This is a genomic window from Curtobacterium sp. USHLN213 (genome assembly GCF_037144815.1).
GTDB lineage: Bacteria > Actinomycetota > Actinomycetes > Actinomycetales > Microbacteriaceae > Curtobacterium.
In genome coordinates, this window is record NZ_JBBCYQ010000013.1 from 12,552 (window position 1) to 33,089 (window position 20,538).

General features: G+C 72.2%; 19 protein-coding genes. 14 read left to right on the forward strand and 5 right to left on the reverse strand.

Features of this window, described 5'->3' with window-relative positions; all coding sequences use genetic code 11:
• The first annotated feature begins 72 nt into the window (after positions 1-72).
• Together WFH25_RS16200 and WFH25_RS16205 are read left to right on the forward strand one after the other, a co-directional pair.
• Entirely contained in the window at positions 73-954 is an 882-nt protein-coding gene (locus tag WFH25_RS16200) for an ABC transporter ATP-binding protein (RefSeq protein ID WP_336698562.1), read from the forward strand.
• Positions 951-2,027, forward strand: coding sequence for an ABC transporter permease (locus WFH25_RS16205; RefSeq protein WP_336698563.1), 1,077 nt, complete (start codon positions 951-953; stop codon positions 2,025-2,027). Before WFH25_RS16200 ends, WFH25_RS16205 begins: the two co-directional genes overlap by 4 nt.
• 103 nt (positions 2,028-2,130) lie before the next feature.
• On the opposite strand, the gene WFH25_RS16210 is transcribed toward WFH25_RS16205, so the two are convergent.
• Together WFH25_RS16210 and WFH25_RS16215 are read right to left on the reverse strand one after the other, a co-directional pair.
• Complete coding sequence (locus WFH25_RS16210) at positions 2,131-2,634, reverse strand: flavin reductase family protein (protein WP_070418022.1); 504 nt, start codon at positions 2,632-2,634, stop codon at positions 2,131-2,133.
• Positions 2,631-3,146: an NADPH-dependent FMN reductase gene (locus WFH25_RS16215; protein WP_336698565.1), complete on the reverse strand. Its 516-nt coding sequence runs from the start codon at positions 3,144-3,146 to the stop codon at positions 2,631-2,633. The genes WFH25_RS16210 and WFH25_RS16215 overlap by 4 nt, the downstream gene beginning before the upstream one ends.
• Before the next feature lie 640 nt (positions 3,147-3,786).
• Here WFH25_RS16215 and WFH25_RS16220 point away from each other — a divergent pair.
• The 10 genes from WFH25_RS16220 to WFH25_RS16265 all read left to right on the forward strand — a co-directional run bounded on the left by WFH25_RS16220 (position 3,787) and on the right by WFH25_RS16265 (position 15,024).
• Complete coding sequence (locus tag WFH25_RS16220) at positions 3,787-4,968, forward strand: sugar ABC transporter substrate-binding protein (protein ID WP_309776794.1); 1,182 nt, start codon at positions 3,787-3,789, stop codon at positions 4,966-4,968.
• On the forward strand, positions 4,965-6,596 hold the full coding sequence (locus WFH25_RS16225; protein WP_336698567.1) for a sugar ABC transporter ATP-binding protein: 1,632 nt from the start codon (positions 4,965-4,967) through the stop codon (positions 6,594-6,596). The genes WFH25_RS16220 and WFH25_RS16225 overlap by 4 nt, the downstream gene beginning before the upstream one ends.
• Positions 6,596-7,633 (forward strand): ABC transporter permease, encoded by a 1,038-nt coding sequence (locus WFH25_RS16230; protein ID WP_071303008.1) that lies wholly within the window; start codon positions 6,596-6,598, stop codon positions 7,631-7,633. Before WFH25_RS16225 ends, WFH25_RS16230 begins: the two co-directional genes overlap by 1 nt.
• 31 nt (positions 7,634-7,664) lie before the next feature.
• On the forward strand, positions 7,665-8,777 hold the full coding sequence (rutA, locus tag WFH25_RS16235; RefSeq protein WP_070418017.1) for a pyrimidine utilization protein A: 1,113 nt from the start codon (positions 7,665-7,667) through the stop codon (positions 8,775-8,777).
• A complete protein-coding gene (locus WFH25_RS16240; RefSeq protein WP_071295726.1) occupies positions 8,774-9,682 on the forward strand; it encodes a carbon-nitrogen hydrolase family protein in 909 nt (302 codons plus the stop codon). Before rutA ends, WFH25_RS16240 begins: the two co-directional genes overlap by 4 nt.
• Positions 9,679-11,340 carry an amidase gene (locus tag WFH25_RS16245; protein ID WP_336698568.1) on the forward strand — a complete coding sequence of 554 codons (1,662 nt, stop codon included), beginning with the start codon at positions 9,679-9,681 and terminating at the stop codon, positions 11,338-11,340. The genes WFH25_RS16240 and WFH25_RS16245 overlap by 4 nt, the downstream gene beginning before the upstream one ends.
• A gap of 43 nt (positions 11,341-11,383) precedes the next feature.
• Positions 11,384-12,841 carry an MFS transporter gene (locus WFH25_RS16250; RefSeq protein ID WP_070418014.1) on the forward strand — a complete coding sequence of 486 codons (1,458 nt, stop codon included), beginning with the start codon at positions 11,384-11,386 and terminating at the stop codon, positions 12,839-12,841.
• Between the two features lie 112 nt (positions 12,842-12,953).
• The gene (locus WFH25_RS16255) at positions 12,954-13,577 is read left to right on the forward strand and encodes an isochorismatase family protein (RefSeq protein ID WP_071295724.1); all 624 of its coding nucleotides are present in this window, start codon (positions 12,954-12,956) and stop codon (positions 13,575-13,577) included.
• Positions 13,574-14,194, forward strand: coding sequence for a TetR/AcrR family transcriptional regulator (locus WFH25_RS16260; protein WP_070418012.1), 621 nt, complete (start codon positions 13,574-13,576; stop codon positions 14,192-14,194). Before WFH25_RS16255 ends, WFH25_RS16260 begins: the two co-directional genes overlap by 4 nt.
• On the forward strand, positions 14,191-15,024 hold the full coding sequence (locus tag WFH25_RS16265; RefSeq protein ID WP_336698571.1) for a GntR family transcriptional regulator: 834 nt from the start codon (positions 14,191-14,193) through the stop codon (positions 15,022-15,024). The genes WFH25_RS16260 and WFH25_RS16265 overlap by 4 nt, the downstream gene beginning before the upstream one ends.
• Positions 15,025-15,036: 12 nt before the next feature.
• On the opposite strand, the gene WFH25_RS16270 is transcribed toward WFH25_RS16265, so the two are convergent.
• On the reverse strand, positions 15,037-16,101 hold the full coding sequence (locus WFH25_RS16270) for a YeiH family protein (protein ID WP_336698572.1): 1,065 nt from the start codon (positions 16,099-16,101) through the stop codon (positions 15,037-15,039).
• 71 nt (positions 16,102-16,172) lie between these two features.
• Entirely contained in the window at positions 16,173-16,757 is a 585-nt protein-coding gene (locus tag WFH25_RS16275) for an LppP/LprE family lipoprotein (RefSeq protein WP_336698573.1), read from the reverse strand.
• Between the two features lie 143 nt (positions 16,758-16,900).
• Between WFH25_RS16275 and WFH25_RS16280 the strand changes: the two genes are divergently transcribed.
• Entirely contained in the window at positions 16,901-17,251 is a 351-nt protein-coding gene (locus WFH25_RS16280) for a hypothetical protein (protein WP_070418009.1), read from the forward strand.
• A gap of 73 nt (positions 17,252-17,324) precedes the next feature.
• On the opposite strand, the gene WFH25_RS16285 is transcribed toward WFH25_RS16280, so the two are convergent.
• Positions 17,325-19,040: an APC family permease gene (locus WFH25_RS16285; RefSeq protein WP_336698576.1), complete on the reverse strand. Its 1,716-nt coding sequence runs from the start codon at positions 19,038-19,040 to the stop codon at positions 17,325-17,327.
• Between the two features lie 147 nt (positions 19,041-19,187).
• Here WFH25_RS16285 and WFH25_RS16290 point away from each other — a divergent pair, with 147 nt between their 5' ends.
• Positions 19,188-20,525: a flavin monoamine oxidase family protein gene (locus WFH25_RS16290; protein ID WP_336698577.1), complete on the forward strand. Its 1,338-nt coding sequence runs from the start codon at positions 19,188-19,190 to the stop codon at positions 20,523-20,525.
• The last annotated feature ends 13 nt before the right edge of the window (positions 20,526-20,538 follow it).

Below are 20,538 nucleotides of genomic sequence, written 5' to 3' on the forward strand. Positions count from 1 at the left end.
CGGAGGCGCCCGCCGCCCGCCGCGCAATAGCGTCGACGCAGGCGGAGCGAACCGCCGCGAGAGGGGAACGACATGCTCACCATCGACGGGGTGACCAAGCAGTACGGCGACCGCCGCGTGCTCGACGACGTGACGTTCACGGTCGGCGACGGACGCCTGACCGGGTTCGTCGGCGGCAACGGTGCCGGCAAGACCACCACGATGCGGATCCTGCTCGGCGTGCTCCAGGCCGACGCCGGCACCGTGTCCATCGACGGCACCACGATCGGCCCGGCCGACCGTCGCCGCTTCGGCTACATGCCGGAGGAGCGCGGGCTCTACCCGAAGATGCCGGTCGCCGAGCAGATCACGTACTTCGCCCGGCTGCACGGCGTCGACAAGCGCACCGCGGCGAGCCGCACCACCGACCTGCTCGACCGGCTCGGCCTGGCGCCGCACGCCACCGACGCCGTCGAGAAGCTGTCCCTCGGCAACCAGCAGCGCGTGCAGGTCGCCGCCGCGCTCGCCCACGACCCCGAGGTCCTCGTGCTCGACGAGCCGTTCTCCGGCCTCGACCCGATGGCCGTCGACGTCGTGCTCGCCGTCCTGCGCGAGGCAGCGGCGGGCGGCGTGCCCGTGCTGTTCTCGAGCCACCAGCTGGACGTCGTCGAGCGGCTCTGCGACGACGTCGTGGTGATCGCCGGGGGCACGATCCGCGCCGCCGGCCCGCAGGACGAACTGCGGAAGCAGGCCGGCCCCGCCGCGTGGGAGCTCCTCGTCGACGGGGACGTCGCCTGGCTCCGCGACGAACCGGGCGTCACCGTCCGCGAGTTCGACGGCGGGTACGCCGTGTTCGATGCCGACGACGCCACCGCGCAGCGCGTCCTGCAGCGGGCCGTCCAGCACGGCACCGTCGGGTCGTTCTCGCCGCGTGTCCCCCGGCTCAGCGAGGTCTTCCGGGAGGTCGTCCGATGAACGGCTCGTTCGTCCAGTCCGTGCGGCTCGTCGCCGCGCGCGAGATCCAGGCCCGCGTCCGCAGCAAGGCGTTCGTCGTGTCCGCCTGCATCCTCATCCTCATGGTCGTCGCGTCGATCGTCGTCGGCGGCATCGTCGGCAAGGCCACGGCGGGCGACACCACCCCGGTCGCGGTCGTCGACGGGGTCAGCCTGCCGACGAGCAAGGGGCTCGACGTCACCGAGGCGCCGACCGCTGCCGCCGCCGAACGGCTCGTCGAGAACGGCGACGTCGACGCGGCGGTCCTGCCGTCCGACGACCCGCTCGGCTACAAGGTCGTGGGGCTCGACGACGCCCCGACCGACGTCGTCCAGGCGCTGAGCGTCTCCCCCCGCATCGAGCTGCTCGACCCGAACGCGATCCCCGGCGGCCTGGTCTACATCGTGGCGCTGGCCTTCGGCGTCGTGTACTTCGCGTCCGCCGTGACCTTCGGTCAGTCGATCGCGCAGAGCGTCGTCGAGGAGAAGTCCACCCGCGTCGTCGAGATCCTGATGGCGGCGATCCCGGCCCGGGCGCTCCTGGCCGGGAAGGTCCTCGGCAACAGCGTGATGGCGTTCGCGCAGATCGTCGCAGTGGCGATCGCGGCGGCGGTGACGCTCGCGGTCACCGGGCAGGACAACATGTTCACGGTGCTCGGCCCGAGCATGCTCTGGTTCGTCGGGTTCTTCGCGATCGGCTTCGTGCTCATCGCCTCGCTGTTCGCGGCGGCCGCGGTGCTCGTCTCCCGTCAGGAGGACGTCGGCAGCGTCACCACCCCCGTGATGATGCTCGTGATGATCCCGTACATCCTCATCATCGTCGCCTACAACAACCCGACGATCCTCGGCGTGATGTCCTACGTGCCGTTCAGCGCGCCGATCGGGATGCCGATGCGGATCTTCCTCGGGACCGCCGAGTGGTGGGAGCCGATCCTGTCCCTCGTCATCGTGGCGGTCTCGGTCGTGCTCGTCGTGGTCGTCGGCGCCCGGATCTACGAGAACGCGCTGCTGCGCACCGGCAGCCGGGTGAAGCTGACGGAGGCACTGCGCGGCTGACGCCGCAGGACCGGACGGGAGGCGGGGGGGGGGGGGGGGGGGGGGGGGGCCCCCCCCCCCCCCCCCCCCCCCCCCCCCGCCTCCCGTCCCTGCGTGAGCGCGCTCAGGCGCTCAGCGTCGCGAAGGCGGACCGGTGCCAGACCAGCGGGCTGTGCGCGAAGTCCGACATGAGCCCGAGGACCCGGAGCACGACGATGTCGTGGTCACCCGCCGGGTAGGTGTGCTCGACGGCGCACTCGAGCCAGATCGGAGCGCCCTCGAGGAAGACCGACCCCGACTCGGACACCGTCGTGTCGACGCCGACGAACCGGACCGACTTGTCCTTCGACGCGAGCTGCCGGGTGACCTGCGCGTGCCCCTCGCCGAGGATCGAGACCCCGATCGTGCCGGCCGCACGCAGCACCGGCCACGTCGACGACGTGTGCTGCACCGCGAACATCACGAGCGGCGGGTCCTGCGACACCCCCACGGTGAAGGACGAGGCGACCAGCACGGTGGGCTCGTCGTCGACGACGGCGGCGAGCGCCGCGACCCCGCAGGGGAAGCCGGAGAACGCCTGACGGAGAGCACCGAGGTCGGGGGCCTCGGGCGAGTAGGGGCTGATCATGAGCGGGTTCCTTCCTGGAGGCTCGCGGTCGCGCCGAGGACGACGTCGCGCCACCGGGCGAGCCAGACCTCGGTCGATGCGGGCTCGGAGTACTGCTTGTCGTTGAGGTACAGGGCCGGAGCCGGGACGGTCGCACCGAGCTCGACGAGCACGGGCTTGAGGAAGACCTCGGGGGCGAGGGCGTGCGCGGGGCCGGCGCCGAGCATGAGCGGGACGGCGACGACACCGGCGAGGCCGTCCCCGGTGGCGAACTGGTCGAGGAAGAGCTTGAGGACGCCGGTGAAGGTCGCCTTGAACGTCGGCGAGGCGACGACGACGAGGTCGGACGCGGCGACGGTGCGCACCGCTTCCGACACCGCGTCGTCGCCCCAGCCGAGCAGACCCGGGCCGAGGTCGATCACGTCGACGACGTGGTCGGGTGCCTGACCGGTGAGGCGTTCGAGCACGACCGTGGCCGCGTCGAGCGTCCGCGATGCCGGCTTGGGGTTGCCGGCGACGACGGTGGTGATCATCGATCTGCTCCTGCGGTCGGGGACGGTGTGCGACTGCAGTCCATCCGCCGTTCGTTTCGCCTCCGTGGCGCGCCCGTATCGGGTGGGTTACGCCAGGGGGCGCCGGATGCCACGGCGGGGAATGCCCTGGTCAGCGGGTGCCGCTCCGGGCGGGTCCGTCGCATTCCGCCAGCGGGGTCGGCTCGGCCGACCGCCAACTTGTGAGAGACGCGTTACCGGAAGTCGGCGCGATTGCTTCCGGGGTGTTTCGCCCGGGCGGCGCCGCCGCACGGACGCGCGGATCCGCACCGCTCCGGGGTGGGGCGGCGGGATCGCCCGCCCCGGAACGGCGCGGCACGGCGGCTCGTCGACGCCGTGGCGCCGGTGGCCTAACACCGGCGAAACAAACGCCTAACAGGACCGTTACCGCCGGGCACCCGCTGGCGGCCCGCAGCCCGTTACATTCGCATCAGCCCCACCGGAGCGGCCCCGTCACCCCGACGCATCGCCCCCGGCGGAGCGCTCTCCCACACCCCGAAGTGACCGACGCCTCTCGTCGTCACGCCCACCCCGCGCCGCGGGGTGTTCGGCGTACCCGCAGCACCGGCAGCACCCGCACCCGTCACCCGTCCCCGCACCACGTCCTGGAGGTCCTCGACCGATGTCGTCCCCCGCACCCACCCGAACGCGGCTCGCACGTCCCGCGCTCCTGGCCGCCGCACTCAGCGGTGTGCTGTTCCTGTCCGCCTGCTCCGCCACCTCGACGGCTTCGAGCGGCTCGTCCGACGACTCCGCCGGGGTCGAGCACGCCACCAGCCAGATCACGGCGGCGAGCGTCGACCCGGAGTTCACCTTCGAGGGCAAGCCGTTCGACATGTCGAAGATCGCGGGCAAGACGATCTTCAACATCCCGAACTCGTCCGCCGTGCCGTTCATCGTGTCCGTCGACGAGGCCGGGCAGCAGCTCGCCGAGGAGTACGGCGCGAAGTGGATCGAGTACACGAACCAGGGCACGCCGACCGAGCAGTCCGCCGGCATCGACCAGGCGATCAGCCGGAAGGCCGACATCATCGTCCTCGCGCAGGGCGTCAACGGCGAGCTCATCGTCCCGGCGCTCAAGCGTGCGAAGGCCGCCGGCATCCCGGTGCTCATCAGCCACACGTACCAGACGGGTGAGGCGCTCCCCGACCAGCTGCAGGACCTCGTCGCCGCCCAGGTGACCGCGCCCTTCCACGAGGCCGCGAAGCTCAACGCCGACTGGGCCATCAAGGAGACGAAGGGCGCGGGTGACGTGCTCATCATCACCTCGTCGGAGGTCCCGCCGTCGGACGGCATCGTCAAGGCGATGCAGGAGGAGTTCGACGAGTACTGCTCGGGCTGCAAGGTGAAGGTGACGAACGTGCCGGTCGCCGACTGGGCGACGAAGATCTCGTCGACCGTCCAGTCCGCGATCCAGTCCGATCCGAACCTCGACTACGTCCTGCCCGTGTACGACTCGATGGCCCTCTTCGTCGAGGCCGGGGTCACGGCGGCCGGCAAGACCGGCCAGGTCTTCACGTCCTCGTACAACGGGACGCCCGCAGTGATGAAGATCCTGCAGGAGGGCAACGTCATGACGATGGACATCGGCGAGAACATGGAGTGGCTCGCCTACGCCACGCTCGACCAGGCCGGTCGCGTCCTGACCGACACCCCGATCATCGAGGACGGCGACGAGCAGACCCCGCTCAAGGTGTTCACGAAGGACAACGTCGACGAGGCGGGTACCCCGCCGGCGCCGAGCAAGGGCTACGGCGACGCGTACAAGACCGGGTACGAGGAGATCTGGGGTCCGGCGAAGTGAGCGCCACCCGGGAGGCACGGCGCAGCCCCGCAGCGTCCGCTGCGGTCGTCGAGGCCGGTGCGACCACCGCGCCGGTCCTGCGGATCAGCGGGCTCACCAAGCGGTTCGGCGGACTGACCGCGCTCGACGACGTCGAACTCGAGGTCCGTCCGGGCCAGGTGCACGCGCTGCTCGGCGAGAACGGTTCCGGCAAGTCGACCCTCATCAAGATCCTGTCCGGCACCTACGCGCCGGACCCGGGAGCGACGATCGAGGTCCGCGGCTCCCGGCTCCCGCTGCCGGTGCCTCCCGGGTACTTCCGCCGCGTCGGCATCAGCTTCGTCCACCAGGACCTGGCCCTCGTGCCGTCGCTCGGGGTGACCGAGAACCTCCGGCTCGCCACCGTCGTCGCCGGCCGCGGTCCGTTCGTCCGCTGGGGCGCCGAGCACCGGGCGGCCGCGGAGCTCTTCGCCCGCTACGGCGTGGACATCGACCCGCGGGCCCGGATCGAGGAACTGACCGACACGCAGAAGGCGCTCGTCGCGATCCTGCGGGCCGTCGCCGAGCTGGGCGACGACCGGGCGCTCATCGTCCTCGACGAACCGACCGTGTTCCTGCCGAAGGAGGACGCGGACCTGCTCTTCCGCGTCGTCAAGGACCTCGTGTCCGACGGCCGCACGTCGGCCCTCCTCGTGTCGCACGACATGTCCGAGGTCCTCGAGCACGCCGACCGCGTCACGGTCCTCCGGGCCGGTCGGGTCCAGGCGCACCGGGACACCGCGACCACGACCGCGGACGAGCTCGTCTCGCTCATCGTCGGACGCGGGCTCGACGGCGCGGCCGCACGCAGTGCCCGCCCCGCCACCACGGGCGACGCGGTCGTGACGGTCCGGGGCCTCCGGGCCGGTGTCGTCGACGGGCTCTCGTTCGACGTCGCGGACGGCGAGGTCGTCGGCATCACCGGGCTCGCCGGCTCGGGCGTCGAGGACGTGCTGCCCGGCCTGTACGGCGCCCGCGCGGCGACCGGGACCCTCACGGTCCGGGACGCCACGGTCGACCTCGGCGCCACCAGCCCGGCGACCTCGATCGCCCGCGGGGTCGTCTACGTCCCCGCCGACCGCAAGCGCGAGGGCGGTGCCCTGACCCTGTCCGTCGAGCAGAACGTGACCCTGCCCGTCCTCGGGAAGCTCCGCGGACTGCTCGGGCTGTCGCCTGCACGGGAGCGGTCGCACGTCGAGGGCCTCGTCCGCGACTGGGACGTCCGCCCCGCCGACCCGTCCGCGCTCTTCGGCACGCTCTCCGGCGGCAACCAGCAGAAGGCCGTCCTCGCGAAGTGGATGCAGGACGACCCGCGGCTCGTGCTGCTCCAGGAGCCGACGCAGGGCATCGACGTCGGCGCTCGTGCGGCGATCTTCTCGATGCTCCGCCGGACCGCCGACCAGGGCGTCTCGATCGTCTGCGCCTCGACCGACTACGACCAGCTCGCCCAGATGTGCGACCGGGTCGTGGTCCTCGCCCACGGCCGCGTCCACGACGTGCTCACCGGCGACCGGATCGACCGCGACGTCATCGCGGCGGCCGTCGTCGCCAGCCTCGTCGATCCCGCTCCCTCCTCCCCCGACTCCTCCCCCGTCAAGGAGACCGCCTGATGTCCACCACCGCCGAACCCGCCCTCGAGACGTCGATCGTCCGCCCCACCCGCCCGCGCTTCTCGTGGGGGCACACCGAGCGCTACGCCCTGCTCGGCGCCTGGCTCGTCATCGTGATCGCGTTCAGCATCGCGCTCCCCGACACCTACCCGACCCTCGGGAACCTGCAGAACATCCTCGGGTCCCAGTCGGTGCTGCTCATCCTGGCGCTCGGCTTCCTGTTCCCCCTGACCGCGGGTGAGTTCGACCTGTCCGGCGCCTCGACGATGTCGCTCTCCGCCATGACGATCGCCGTCCTCAACGCCAAGATGGACATCCCGCTGCTGCCGGCGATCCTGGTCGGCCTGGCGATCGGCGTGGTCGTCGGCCTGGTGAACGGCCTGCTCACGGTCGCGTTCCGGATCGATTCGTTCATCGTGACGCTCGGTACCTCGACGTTCATGATCGGGATCATCCAGTGGATGAGCGCGTCCTCGTCGGTGACCGGCATCGACCCGGCGCTCGTCCAGGCGACCGTCGGGTGGCGCGGGCTCGCCGGGCTGCCCCTGGCGTTCGTCTACGGCCTGATCGCCACCGTGGTCGTCCTCGTCGTCCTCAGCGCCACGCCGGTCGGTCGACGGCTGCTGTTCGTGGGCACCGGTCGCACGGTCGCCGAGCTCTCCGGCCTGAACGTCCGCCGGCTCCGCGTCGGCGCGTTCGTCGGCGCGGGCCTCACCGCGGCGGTGGCCGGGGTCGTCTACGCCGGCACGCTCGGCGGGGCGGACCCCTCGAGCGGGCAGTCGTTCCTGCTCCCCGCGTTCGCCGCCTGCTACCTCGGGGCCACCGCGATCATCCCCGGGCGCTTCAACGCCATCGGCACCTTCATCGCCGTCTACTTTCTGTTCTCCGGCGTCGTCGGGCTCCAGATGCTCGGCGCCGACAACTTCGTCCAGCAGCTCTTCTACGGCGGTGCGCTCATCGTCGCCGTCGCGGTCTCCCAGACGATCCGACGGCACTCCGTCGCGAGCGCCGCCAAGGCCGCCGCCAAGCAGTCCTGACCCTCCTCCACACACAGAAAGCGAGTCCCCCATGGACATCGGAGTCTTCATCCCGATCGGCAGCAACGGCTGGCTCATCTCCACCACCTCGCCGCAGTACAAGCCCTCGTTCGACCTCAACCTCGAGATCGTGCAGAAGGCCGAGTCGTACGGCTTCGACTTCGCCCTGTCGATGATCAAGCTGCGCGGCTTCGGCGGCCCGAGCGGGTTCTGGGACGAGAACCTCGAGTCCTTCACCCTGATGGCCGGCCTCGCTGCCCGGACGGAGCGCATCCGCCTGTTCGCCACCACGGCCGTCCTCACGATCCCGCCGGCGATCGCCGCACGCATGGCCGCCACGGTCGACTCGATCTCGCACGGGCGCTTCGGGCTGAACCTCGTCGCCGGGTGGCAGAAGGCGGAGTACGACCAGATGGGGCTCTGGCCGGGCGACGAGGTGCACTTCAAGCGTCGGTACGCCTACCAGACCGAGTACATGCAGGTCATGAAGGAGCTGTGGGAGGACGGCGTCAGCAACTTCCAGGGCGAGTACTTCCAGATGGACGACTGCCGGATGCTGCCGAAGCCGACGTCGCACATCCCGATCGTCTCGGCCGGGCAGTCCTCGCAGGGCATGGCGTTCGCGGCGGAGTACTCGGACTACAACTTCTCGATGGGCGTCGGCGTGAACACCCCGACCGCGTACGCCGAGCAGAACGAGGCGCTCCTCGCCGCGCGGGAGAAGACCGGGCGGGACGTCGGCTCCTACGTGCTGTTCATGGTCATCGCCGACGAGACCGACGAGGCCGCGCAGGAGAAGTGGCAGCGCTACAGCGACGGCGTGGACGTCGAGGCCATCGCCTGGATGACCGGGCAGGCGCTCACCGACACGAACGGCGAGGACGGCAACACGGCGAAGCGGATCTCGCTGCCGGAGGGTGCCGTGAACATGAACATGGGCACGCTCGTCGGCTCCTACGAGCACGTCGCGGCGATGCTCGACGAGGCCGCCGACGTCGCGGGCACCAAGGGCATCATGCTCGTGTTCGACGACTTCTTGCAGGGCATGGACGACTTCGGCACCCGCATCCAGCCGCTCATGCGCACCCGCGAGGGCGTCGTGTCGTCGGCGCCCGCCGTCACCCCGAGCGCGGTCACCGCATGACGGCCGGCAGCACGGCGCCGACCCTCGAGGTCGCGGTCGTCCAGGCCGGGCAGATCCCCGCCGACGGCGACGCCGCGCTCGACGGCCTCATCGCGCTGTTCGAGCAGGCCGCCGAGGGCGCCGACCTCGTCGTCTTCCCCGAGCTCACCACGACGCCGTACTTCTGCGGCGTCCGGAACGACAGCCGCAAGGCCTGGGCGCAGCCCGTGCCCGGTCCGGCGACGGCACGGTTCGCCGAGGCCGCGCGGCGACTCGGCACGGCGGTCGTCTTCGGCCTCTACGAGGACGCCGGCGACGCGCAGTACAACAGCGCGGTGCTCATCGACGCCGACGGCACCCTCGTCCACGGCACCGACGTGCACGGCGACCGCGTGCCGGCGTACCGGAAGACGTCGATCCCGACGAACGCGATCTCCGACGTCGACGAGAAGCACTACTTCGCGCCGGGCTCGGGGCCGGTCGTGTTCGACGCGCTCGGCACCCGCTTCGGCATGCTCATCTGCTACGACCGGAGCTTCCCCGAGTACTGGCTCGCGTCACGGGCCGCGGGTGCCGAGGTGATGCTCGTACTCGTCTCCTCGATGGGGTTCCGCGAGACGCTCTTCACGCAGGAGCTGCAGGTGCGCGCCCTCGAGACGCAGACCTGGGTCGTCGCCCCGAACCGCGGCGGCGAGGAGACCGTGGACGGCAAGACCGTGAGCTACTTCGGCCGCTCGTCGGTCGTGTCGCCCCGCGGCGAGCTCGTGGTCTCCGCCCCGGCGCACGAGGCCGGCCCGATCGTCCGGGCGACGCTCGACGTCGCCGAGGTGGCCGCGGCACGCGACGACTTCCCGCTCGGCCGGGACCGGCAGCCCGGGGTGTTCCGCTACCTCGCGGACGCCCACGCCGCGGCGGTGCCGGCGTGACGGACGTGTTCGCGGTCGTGCGCGGGACGATCGCGCCCCAGCTGGAGCAGGCGCTGCACGACAGCCGCGCGAACCCGCTCCCGGCCGCCCCGTCGTCCCTGCCGGCGGAGCCCGGGCACAGCCAGGCGCTGTTCACCCGGCTCCTCGCGGCGGCGATCGACGCGGCACCGACCCCGGCAGCACCGGTCGCCCCCGCTCCGGCGTCCACGGCGTCCACGGTGTCCACGGCCGCGACGGCGTCCGACCCCGCAGCGGCGAGCGTCACCGAGCTGCTCGCGGCCTACCGCGACGGTTCCACCACCCCCACCGCCGTCGTCGGAGCCCTCGCCCCGCACTGGACGAGCGACGACGTGTGGTCCGACGCCGTCCTCCGCCTGGTCGACGGTGCCGAGCAGGCAGCGGCCGAGTCGACCCGGCGCTGGGCCGCGGGCGAGGCCCGTGCGCTCGAGGGCGTGCCGTTCGCAGTGAAGGACATCATCGACGTCGCCGGCACGGTCGTCACGAGCGGCTCGCTGCAGACCGGCGACCGCGTGGCCCCCGCCGATGCCACCGTGGTCGCCCGGCTCCGTGCGGCCGGGGCGATCCCGGTGTTCACGGCCGCGACGACCGAGTTCGCCTGCGGCGGCCCGCACAACGCACGGTACGGCGCCGTGCGGAACCCGTGGGACCCCGAGCGCTGGACGGGCGGGTCGTCGACCGGCTCCGGTTCCGCCCTCGCCGCACGCATCGTCCCGCTCGCGCTCGGGTCGGACACCGGCGGATCGATCCGGGTGCCGTCGGCGCTGTGCGGGACGACCGGCATCAAGCCGACGTACGGCCTCGTCCCGCGCACGGGCGTCGCGAGCCTGTCGTGGACGCTCGACCACGTCGGACCGATGGCCCGCACCGCCGAGGACCTCGCGCTCGTGCTCGCCGTGATCGCCGGTGGCGACGGGCAGGACCCCACGACGCACACCGCGGTCCCGCTCGTCGAGGCGGCACCGGGACGGATCGCGGGGATGCGCATCGGCGTGCCCCGGGTCTGGTTCACCGAGCGGGTGGACCGTGCGGTGCTCGACGCGCACGCGGCCGCTGTCGACCGGTTCGCGGCACTCGGGGCGCAGATCGTGCCGATCGAGTTCGACGACCTCGAGGCGATCGACGCCGAGTGCTGGACCGTCTTCTACGGCGAACTCGCGGCCAACCAGGAGGCCAACGCCGCAACCGCCGACCTGTTCGACGCCGGCACCCGTGCGCGGTTCGACGTCGCGTTCACGCCGACGGCCGCGGACTACCTCCGGTCCCTCCGACGCCGTCCGCTCGTGCAGGCCGCGATGGTCGCACGGATGGACGAGGCCGGGGTCGACGTCGTCCTCACGCCGGGGATCGGTGCCACGGCGCCCCGACTCGACGACCTCACGATGACGGTCGACGGCGTGCCGTACAACCTGCACGACGTGATCCCCCGGAACACCCGGGTCTTCGACTACGTCGGCTTCCCGGCGCTCATGATGCCCGCCGGGACCGCGCCGGACGGTCTGCCGGTCGGCGTGCAGCTCGTCGCACGCCCGTGGGACGACCGACTCGTCCTGTCCGCCGCAGCCGCGTTCCAGGAGGTCACCGACCACCACCACCGGGTGCCGCCGGCATCCGCCACGAGAGGGTCGACCGATCAGTAACCGCACCACGGACGAGGACGGCGCCCGCCGACGCGCGTGGCAGGTGCTCTGCGCGTCGAGCCTGAGCGTCGTCCTCGTCTTCATCTCCTCGAGCGCCCTGCTCGTCGCGCTCCCCGACGTCAGCCGCGACCTCGACGCCTCCGCCCTGCAGTCCAGCTGGGTCCTGCTCAGCTACATGCTCACCACGACGACGCTCATCCTCGTCTTCGGCCGGATCGCGGACCTCGTCGGGCGTCGCCGTCTGTACATCGCCGGCATCCTCGTCTTCCTCCTCGCCTCGCTCGCGTGCGGTGCAGCACCGGACGCCGCCGTCCTGCTCGCCGCCCGACTCGTGCAGGGCGTGGGTGCGGCGGCCATCGTCACGAACACCACGGCGCTCCTCACCGACGTGTTCCCGGAGTCGATCCTGTCGCTCGGCCTCGGGCTGAACGCCACCGTCGCCGCCGTCGGACAGGTCATCGGTCCGGTCGTCGGCGGCCTCGTCGCGGAGTCGTTCGGCTGGCGGTGGATCTTCCTCGCCGGGGTCCCGATCTCGCTCGCGGGGCTCGTCTGGTCGCTGCGACTCATCCCCCGCACCGCCAGACCACGCTCCGGCGAACGCCTCGACGTCCCGGGCTCGGTGCTCTCCGTGGCCGCGGTCGGGCTGCTGGTCGGTGCCGTGTCGGTCGGCGGTTCCGCGGGCTGGGCCGCCGTCCCGGTGGTCGCGATGGCCTCCGGCGCGGTGCTGCTCGGAGCGGTGTTCGTGTGGACCCAGCGCCGGGTCCCGCACCCGCTCGTCGACCCGGCGATCTTCCGCGACCGGGCGACCATCACGCTCTTCTCGGCCGCCGGCCTCTGCGCACTGTCGAGCTACGCCCTCGTGCTCCTGGCGTCCCTGTCGTTCCAGGCCGTCTCGGGCAAGGACGCCGTCGAGGCCGCGCTCTGGGTGCTCCCCACCCCGATCGGCACGACCGTGGCCGCGGCGAGCGCCGGGGTCCTCGCCCGCCGGGTGCCCGCGCGCACGCTCTCCACCATCGGCATGCTGCTCATCGCGGTCGGGGCAGCGGTCCTCGCGGGGTCGCTCGCCGACGACGGTGCCTACGCCGTGACGGCCGTCGGACTCGGTGCCGTCGGGGTCGGCACCGGGGTGTTCATGACGCCGAGCACCTCGGCCCTGATGACCCGCGTCCCGGAGCACCGCCGGGGCATCGCGAACGCCATCCGGTCGGCGCTGCAGAACGCGGGCTTCCTGTTCTCCACGGCGCTCGGTCTGGCGATCGCCACGAGCGGGCTCTCCGCCGCGCAGCAGGCCGCGGCGTACGACGGCAGCCTGCTCGGCTTGCCGGCGACCGACGTCCAGGCCTTCGTCGACGGCGTGCGCACCGCCGCGCTCACGTTCGCCGGGTGCGCGGTCGTCGGCGCGCTCATCGTCGCGTTCGGTCCGTTCGGCCCCCCGGACCGCCAGGCACCGCTCCGACCGGACACGTCCGGCCCGGTGCCCGAGCCGGGGACGAGCGCGTGACCGCCACGACCGGCACCGACCGCACGCACGGGCCGACCGCCGGCCGACGTGCCGGGGTCGCGCCGCGCCTCCAGGCCCCCACCAGCCAGCCCCACGACGGAAGCAGGACCGCATGACCGACGACCACGACGACTACGTCTCGGCCGGCTACACCGGTGCGCTCGAACCGGGCCGACGGGCGGCGCTCGTCGTCGTCGACCCGGTGAACGCCTACGTCGACCCGGCGTGCGGGCTGTACGCCGGCGTCGAGGAACCCGTCGAGCGGATGCGCGAGCTCACGGCCGCTGCCCGGGCGGCCGGTGTGCACGTCGCCGTCACGACCATGGCGCTGTCGGCCGACGGCTCCAACGCGGGGGTGTTCTTCCGGAAGGTGCCGGCCCTCGCGGCGTACCTGCCCGGCACGTCCACCGGCGCGTTCATCGAGGGGCTCGCGCCGGTCGACGGGGACACCCTCGTGCCGAAGCAGTACCCGAGCGCGTTCTTCGGGACCTCGCTGGCCGCCGACCTCGTCGCACGAGGGGTCGACACGCTCTTCATCGCCGGACTCTCGACGAGCGGGTGCATCCGGGCCACCGCGACGGACGCCATGCAGCACGGCTTCGTGCCGATCGTCGTGCGCGAGGCCGTCGGCGACCGACTGCCGAGCGTGCACGAGGCGAACCTGTTCGACATCCAGGCGAAGATCGGCGAGGTGTGGGGCATCGACCGGGTGCTCGCGCTCTGGAGCGCCGCGTGAGCACCGAGGCCCCGGTCCGCGGACGGCCCCGCAACGCCGCGGTCGACGAGGCCGTGTACACGGCGTGCATCGCGATCCTCGCCGAGGGCGACCCCCGTGCCTTCACGATCCGGGCGGTCGCCGACGCCGCCGGGGTGGGGGCGGCGACGATCTACCGCCGCTGGTCCAGCCGCGACGTGCTCCTCACCGAGACCGTCATCCGCCTGATGGAGGAGTCGATCCCGACGATCCTCGACGCCCCGATCGACGAGGGTGTCCTCGGGCTCACCCGCGGCTGGGTGCACGCGCTCGTCGCGACCCCGGTCGGCCGGGCGCTGCCGCTCATCGTGGAGCTCGCCTCGCACGAGCCCCGGGTGGCCGAGGCGGTCGCCGCGTGGCACCTCGACCGACGGGTCCGGGTGAACGCGATGCTCCAGCGGGCGATGGACGCCGGCGACCTGCGGCCCGACGTCGACCTCGGGATCGCCGTCGACCTGCTCGGCGGTCCGACCTTCTACCGCCGGGTGTTCGTGTCCATCGACATCCAGGCACCCGACTACCCGGTGCGCCTCGCCCGGGAGTTCCTCCGGTGGGCCGGGTGGACCGGCGACACCACGACCGTGGGGGTGGTCTCGTGACCGACGTCGCACCGGACGACCGACTGGACGGCACCGCGGGACGTCGTCCGGTCCCGCCGTGGACGGACATGGCCATCGGCGACGTCACGCCCGGGCACTGGATCGGCTTCAACCGACGCTCGGACGCCGCCCGGCAGGTGTCCGACCTCATCCGCGCGGACATCGTCGCCGGTCGGTTCACCGGACCGCTGCCGTACGAGTGGGAGCTCCTCGACCTGTACGGCACGACGCGGAACGTCCTGCGCGCGGCGCTGACGCTCCTCAAGGAACAGCGCCTGCTCACCCGGGCACCGCGGTCGGGCACGTTCGGCGTGCGTCCGGTGGCCTCGGTGAGCCTGGCCCGGACCACCGAGGAGGTCACGATCTACGGCGAGAACGCCGGCGGCAGCGTGTTCGACTCCCCGCGGCTGAGCATCGTGCACCTGTGCGTCCAGCTCGTGCCCGCGCCCGAGACCGTCCGGCGGAACCTCGAGATGGACGGCAGCGCCGCGTACTTCGTCGAGAGCCTCATCTCGTTCGACGGGGAGCCGAGCCGGGTGCGGACGAGCTGGGTGCCGCAGGAGCGGTTCCCGGACCTCGTGTCGGAGCCGCTCACCGAGTACGTGCCGGACGTGCTCGTGCGACGGGTCGGGCAGCGGCCGGTCGCTCGTCGACTGCTGCTCAGCACGGTGAACGCCGACCAGTGGAGCGCGGACCTGCTCGACATCGATCCGGGTCAGGCGATCTTCCACATCGAGCGGCTGATGTGCCTGGCCGACGGGACCCCGGTGGAGTACGGGTTCTCGCGGTACCGGGGCGACCGGGCGGTGATCGACTCGCGCATCGTGTGAGCCCCGACGCCGTCAGAGGAGCCCGAACACCGCCTGCGCGCCGAGGCTCGTCCCCGCCACGAGCACCCACAGCGCGATCCCGAGCAGCATCGGTCGGAACCCCGCCCGCCGGAGTGCGCCGAAGTCCGTCGAGACCCCGATCGCGGCGAGCGCCACCGTGATGAGGAACGTCGCGGCGGTGGAGAACCCCGGGGCCGCTGCGGCCGGCAGGACCCCGACGGTGCGGAGGAGCACGACCACGAGGAACCCGATCAGGAACCACGGGACCAACCGGAACACGCGGACGCCCCCGGCGCGGCCCGTGTCCACGCCGGACGCGACCTGCTCGCGGGAGGTGCGCCGTGCCTCCAGGCCGGCCAGCCCCACGACGATCGGGATGATCATGAGCGTCCGGACCAGCTTCACGACCACCGCCGTGTCGGTCGCCTGGCGACCGTAGACGGTCGCGGTGGCGACCACCGACGAGGTGTCGTTCACCGCGGTGCCGGCGAAGACGCCGAACGCGTGCTGCGAGAGCCCCAGCGCGTGGCCGACCAGGGGGAAGACGAAGACGGCGGCGATGTTGCACAGGAAGATCGTCGACATCGCGTAGGCGACGTCGGCGCTGACCGCGCCGATCACGGGCGTGACGGCCGCGATCGCCGAGGCGCCGCAGATCCCCGTCCCGACGCCGATGAGCGTGCGGAGGGCACTCGAGACCCGGAGCAGCCGACCGATCCCCCACGCTGCGACGAGGCACACGACGAGGGTCGTCAGCATCACGGGCAGCGTCTCGCCGCCGATGCGGAGCACCTCGGCGATCGAGAGCTGGGCGCCGAGCAGGACGACGGCGAACTGCAGGACCCGGCTCGAGGCGAACTTCACGCCGGGCTGCAGCAGACCGAGATCGCCGCCCGAGCCCGCACCGGTGCCCTCGTGGTGTCGTCGTCGGCGGACGAGCCACCCGACCAGGGCGCCGAGCACCACCGCGGGGACCGGGCCGCCGACGACCGGGACCTCGCGGCCGACGACGGTGGCGGCGAGCCCGATCACGAGGGCGAGCGCGACACCCGGCCAGGCGGTGCGGAGGAACGGCATGGCGTCCAGCATGACAGGCCCACGGCGGACGGCAGCCGGCGTGCGGCGTCGCGGCGTCGCGGCGTCGCGGCTCAGCCGGCCGGCGGCACCTGCCCCGTCATGACCACGCGCCCGGCAGCGTCGTCCCACCGGAACGTCGCGTTCGCCCGACCGCTCGCGTCCGCAGTCGACTCGTCCGGCTTCGCGTAGCGGTAGGCGACCGCGATCGTCGACGGGTCGGTCCGGCTGATGTCCGGGACGAAGCCGTACTGCTCCTTCGTGGCCGTGCCGAGGTACCGGCCGTCGTGGAAGAGCAGGATCGCGACGGGCGAGCTGCCGGTCGCGAGGTCCAGGCTCACCGTGACCCAGGACAGCGGGGCGCACGCCTCGTACCCGGACGTGTCGGCCCGTGCGGCGTCCCACTTCGCGTCCTCGAGCCCGGCCGGCAGGGGGAGGTCGGCGATCGGCTGGGCGGCGGCCTCGGCACCGCTCGACGGGCCGCAGGTCGGCGTGGGGGTCGGAGTCGACGTCGGGGTCGGGCTCTCGGCGACCGCTGTCGGCGTGGCGGTCACGGTGCGGGTGGCGGTGGCGGTGGGGCCGGCGGTCGTCCCGCCGCTGCACCCGGTCAGGGCAACGGCCAGGACGGCGGCGAACAGGATCCCCCCGGTGGTGTTCACGGTGCGCATCCGGACAGGTTCCTCCTCGCCCTGCACAGAGTTCTCGGCGTATTCTTGGTTTCGGAAGCAACGACGATTCCGGCCATGCCTCGTCGTGTCGCGTTCCCCGACCTCGACGGGCCCCGACCCGACCAAGAGCCCTCGTGTCTGAACACCTCATCGAGTACGTCGCCCGTGACCGAACGGGCATCACCGCCGTCGTGACGACCACCAGCGTCATCGACGTCGACACCGTGATCAAGCACATCCACGCCGGTCACGCCGGGTACTACGTCGCGGCCGACTCGTGGAAGCGCACGCCGGTGCGGAGCCTGTCGTTCCTCGGCGGCGCGTACCTGTTCGCGAACTGGGACGGCTCGAAGCGGAACATGCTGCACGATCTCGCGCTCCGCGCTCCGACCCGGTCCATCGAGACGAAGCCGGTGGCGCGGCGTCCGCGGTTCTCGCGGGTGATCGACGCGATCCTCGGCCGGCGGCGGTCCCACCGGCACTGACCGCACCGACTGACGGACGGGAGGCACGGTGCGGGCCCGCCCCGCGCCTCCCGTCCGCCGCCGGTGCGGGAGATCAGTCGTCGTCGCGGCGACGCGACCGCGTCCGCCGGAACCGCTTGCCGGTCTCCTCGTCGACCGCGATGCTGCCCGTCGGCAGGTTCGAGAAGTCGGGCGCGATGACGGTCGGCTCCGGGACGCCACCCGGGCCGTCGAGGACGAGGATGTTGCTCGTGCTCGTGAGCGTCCGTCCCCGGAAGAAGTCCGGGGACCGCACCCACCAGACGACCATCAGCACGACACCGATGAGGATCGCGCCGACACCCACCACGGCGACCGCTCCGATGCCGAGGATCGTGACGTCCTTGCCGTCGTCGCCCTGCAGCCAGTCGGGTTGGGCGAACTGCACGAGTCCGTAGACGAAGGTCACCGCGAGCGTCAGGCCGCCGAGCAACGGGACGAGCCCCCGCATCACGAGGTTCCGCACGGTGCTGAAGAGCGTCCGTCGGTAGACCCAGACGCACGCGAAGCCGGTCAGCCCGTAGTAGAACGCGATCATCAGGCCGACGGAACCGATCAGGGCGGTGAGGAGGTTCGTCGAGATCACGGTGAACAGCACGTAGAAGCCGATCGACGCGATGCCCATCCCGATGGTCGACCAGGTCGGCGTGAGGAAGCGCCGGTGGATCCGGGCGAAGTGCGACGGCAGGGCCTTGTAGACCGCCATCGAGAGCGAGGTCCGGGCGGTCGGCATGATCGTCGTCTGCGTCGAGGCGGACGCCGAGGTGAGGATCGAGAACGACAGCAGGGCCATCGCCGCGTGCCCGAGGAACGAGTTGCCGAAGAGCGCCGGGCCGATCGCCGAGAACACGTCGTCCGCGTTGCCCTGCGCCCCGAGGCCGATGCCCTTCGTCCCGACGCCGGCGAAGGCGATCGCCGCGATCGACACGAGGGCGTAGATGACGAGGAGCAGGACCGTGCTGATGACGGCTGCGCGACCGGGGGTCTTCTCGGGGTCCTTCGTCTCCTCGTTGAGCGAGACGGCGGTGTCCCAGCCCCAGTAGATGAAGATCGCCGTGAGCATGGCGGGGGCGATGACCGAGCCGAAGTCCATGCCGCTCGGCCACAGCCACGACAGCGACGGTGTGATCGAGCCCTCGACGCCGTTGCCGGTGCCGACCCGCACGAGCGCGACGGCAGCGAACATCACGAGCACGAGCACCTCGATGCCGAGCAGGACGTACTGCAGCCGGGCCGAAACCTCGACGCCGACGTAGCAGATGAAGGTCATCACGGCGATCCAGGCCACCCCGGCGACGGTCGACCAGAGCGTGCTGTTCCCGAGGGCGCTGATCGCCGGATCGTTCGTGAGGACGCCGACGAAGGAGTACCCGTACGAGCCGGCGATCTGGGCGAGGTTCGCCATCACGATGACGTCCGCGGCGATGATCCCCCACCCGCCGAGCCACCCCGTCACGGAACCGAACGCCCGGGTCGCCCAGGTGAACGTCGTGCCGCAGTCGGGGTCCTCGCGGTTGAGCTCCTGGTAGGCCACGGCGATCATCCACATCGGGATGAACGCGAGCAGCATGATCGCCGGGGCCTTCACCCCGGCCAACAGCGCGCCCCCACTCGCCACGACCAACCCGAGGCTCGCGGCCAGGCTGTAGGCGGGCGCGGTGGACGAGATGCCCATGACGACGCTGCCGACCAGGCCGATGGCCCCCGGTCGCAGTCCCTTCTCCGTGCCGACGGTCTCGGTCGACACCGTCACGACCCGTTCGTCTCGCATGACCACCACGCTCTCTCGATGGCGAGCGACGGAAACCGTCGCCGTCGCTCCACGACTCTGTGGATACGAGCACTGAAACTAGACCTCAGCAACGATTTCCGCACCTGGCTGTGTCAATCTTGATCCAGTCCCGAGAGGAGCACCAGCATGGAGGACACCGACGTCGTCGTGATCGGTGCGGGCGTGGCGGGGCTCGCAGCCGCACGGGTGCTCGCCGGGGCCGGGCGCCGGGTCGTCGTGCTCGAGGCCCGGGACCGGATCGGCGGTCGGGTCCACACCGACCGGACCGACGGGCACGTGACGGACCTCGGCGCCTCGTGGATCCACGGCGTCGAGGACAACGCCGTGGCCGACGCCGTCGCCGCGTTCGGCATCCGCACGGTCGAGTTCACCGTCGGCGGGTACCAGGTCGACAGCCGGCCGATCGCGTACCACGGGCCCGACGGTCGTCGGCTCGAGGCCGGTGCAGCCGCCCGGTTCGCCGACGACGTGCGCACGGTCGACCGCACCCTGGCCGACGAGATCGAGCGATCGGCGCCGCTCGACAGCTACCGCGACGTGGTCGCCCGGGCCGTCGCGGCGCAGCGCTGGGACGCCGAGCGGGCGGAACGGGTCAGCGAGCACCTCGAGCACCGGAGCGAGGAGCAGTACGGGGTCGCGAGCGACGAGCTCGCCGCGCACGGGCTCGACGACGACACGATCGCGGGCGACGAGGTGGTGTTCCCGGACGGCTACGACGCCCTGCCCGCACACCTCGCCGCGGGGCTCGACGTCCGGCTCGGGCACGCCGTCGAGCGCATCGACCACGGGGACGGCGGGGTGGTGGTCACGAGCAGCCGCGGCCCGTTCCACGCCGAGGCCGTCGTCGTCACGGTGCCCGTCGGGGTGCTGCAGGCCGGCGACCTCGTGATCGAGCCACCGCTGCCCGCACGGCACCGGCAGGCACTCGGACGGCTGCGGATGAACGCCTTCGAGAAGGTCGTCCTGCGGTTCCCGGAGCGGTTCTGGGACGCCGACGTCTACGCGGTCCGGCAGCTCGGTCCGGCCGGACGGTGGTGGCACTCCTGGTACGACCTGACGCGGCTCGACGGGGTGCCGACGCTGCTCACCTTCGCGGCCGGTCCGGCAGCGCGGGCGATCCGGGGCTGGAACGAGGAGCGGGTCGCGGACTCGGTGCTCGAGCAGCTCCGGCGACTGTACGGCGACGCCGTGGGGACGCCGACGTCGGTGCTGGCGACGGCGTGGCAGGACGACCCGTTCGCCCGGGGCTCGTACGCGCACATGCTGCCGGGGTCGACGACGAGCGACCACGACGACCTCGCGGTGCCGATCGCGGGGCGCGTGCACCTGGCGGGCGAGGCGACGTGGACCGACGACCCGGCGACGGTGGCCGGCGCGCTGTACTCGGGGCACCGTGCGGCGGTCGCGGTGCTCGGCCACGAGGTGCCGATCGACCGGGTCTGGACGGGCACACCCGCCGGGTGACCTGTGCGAGGAT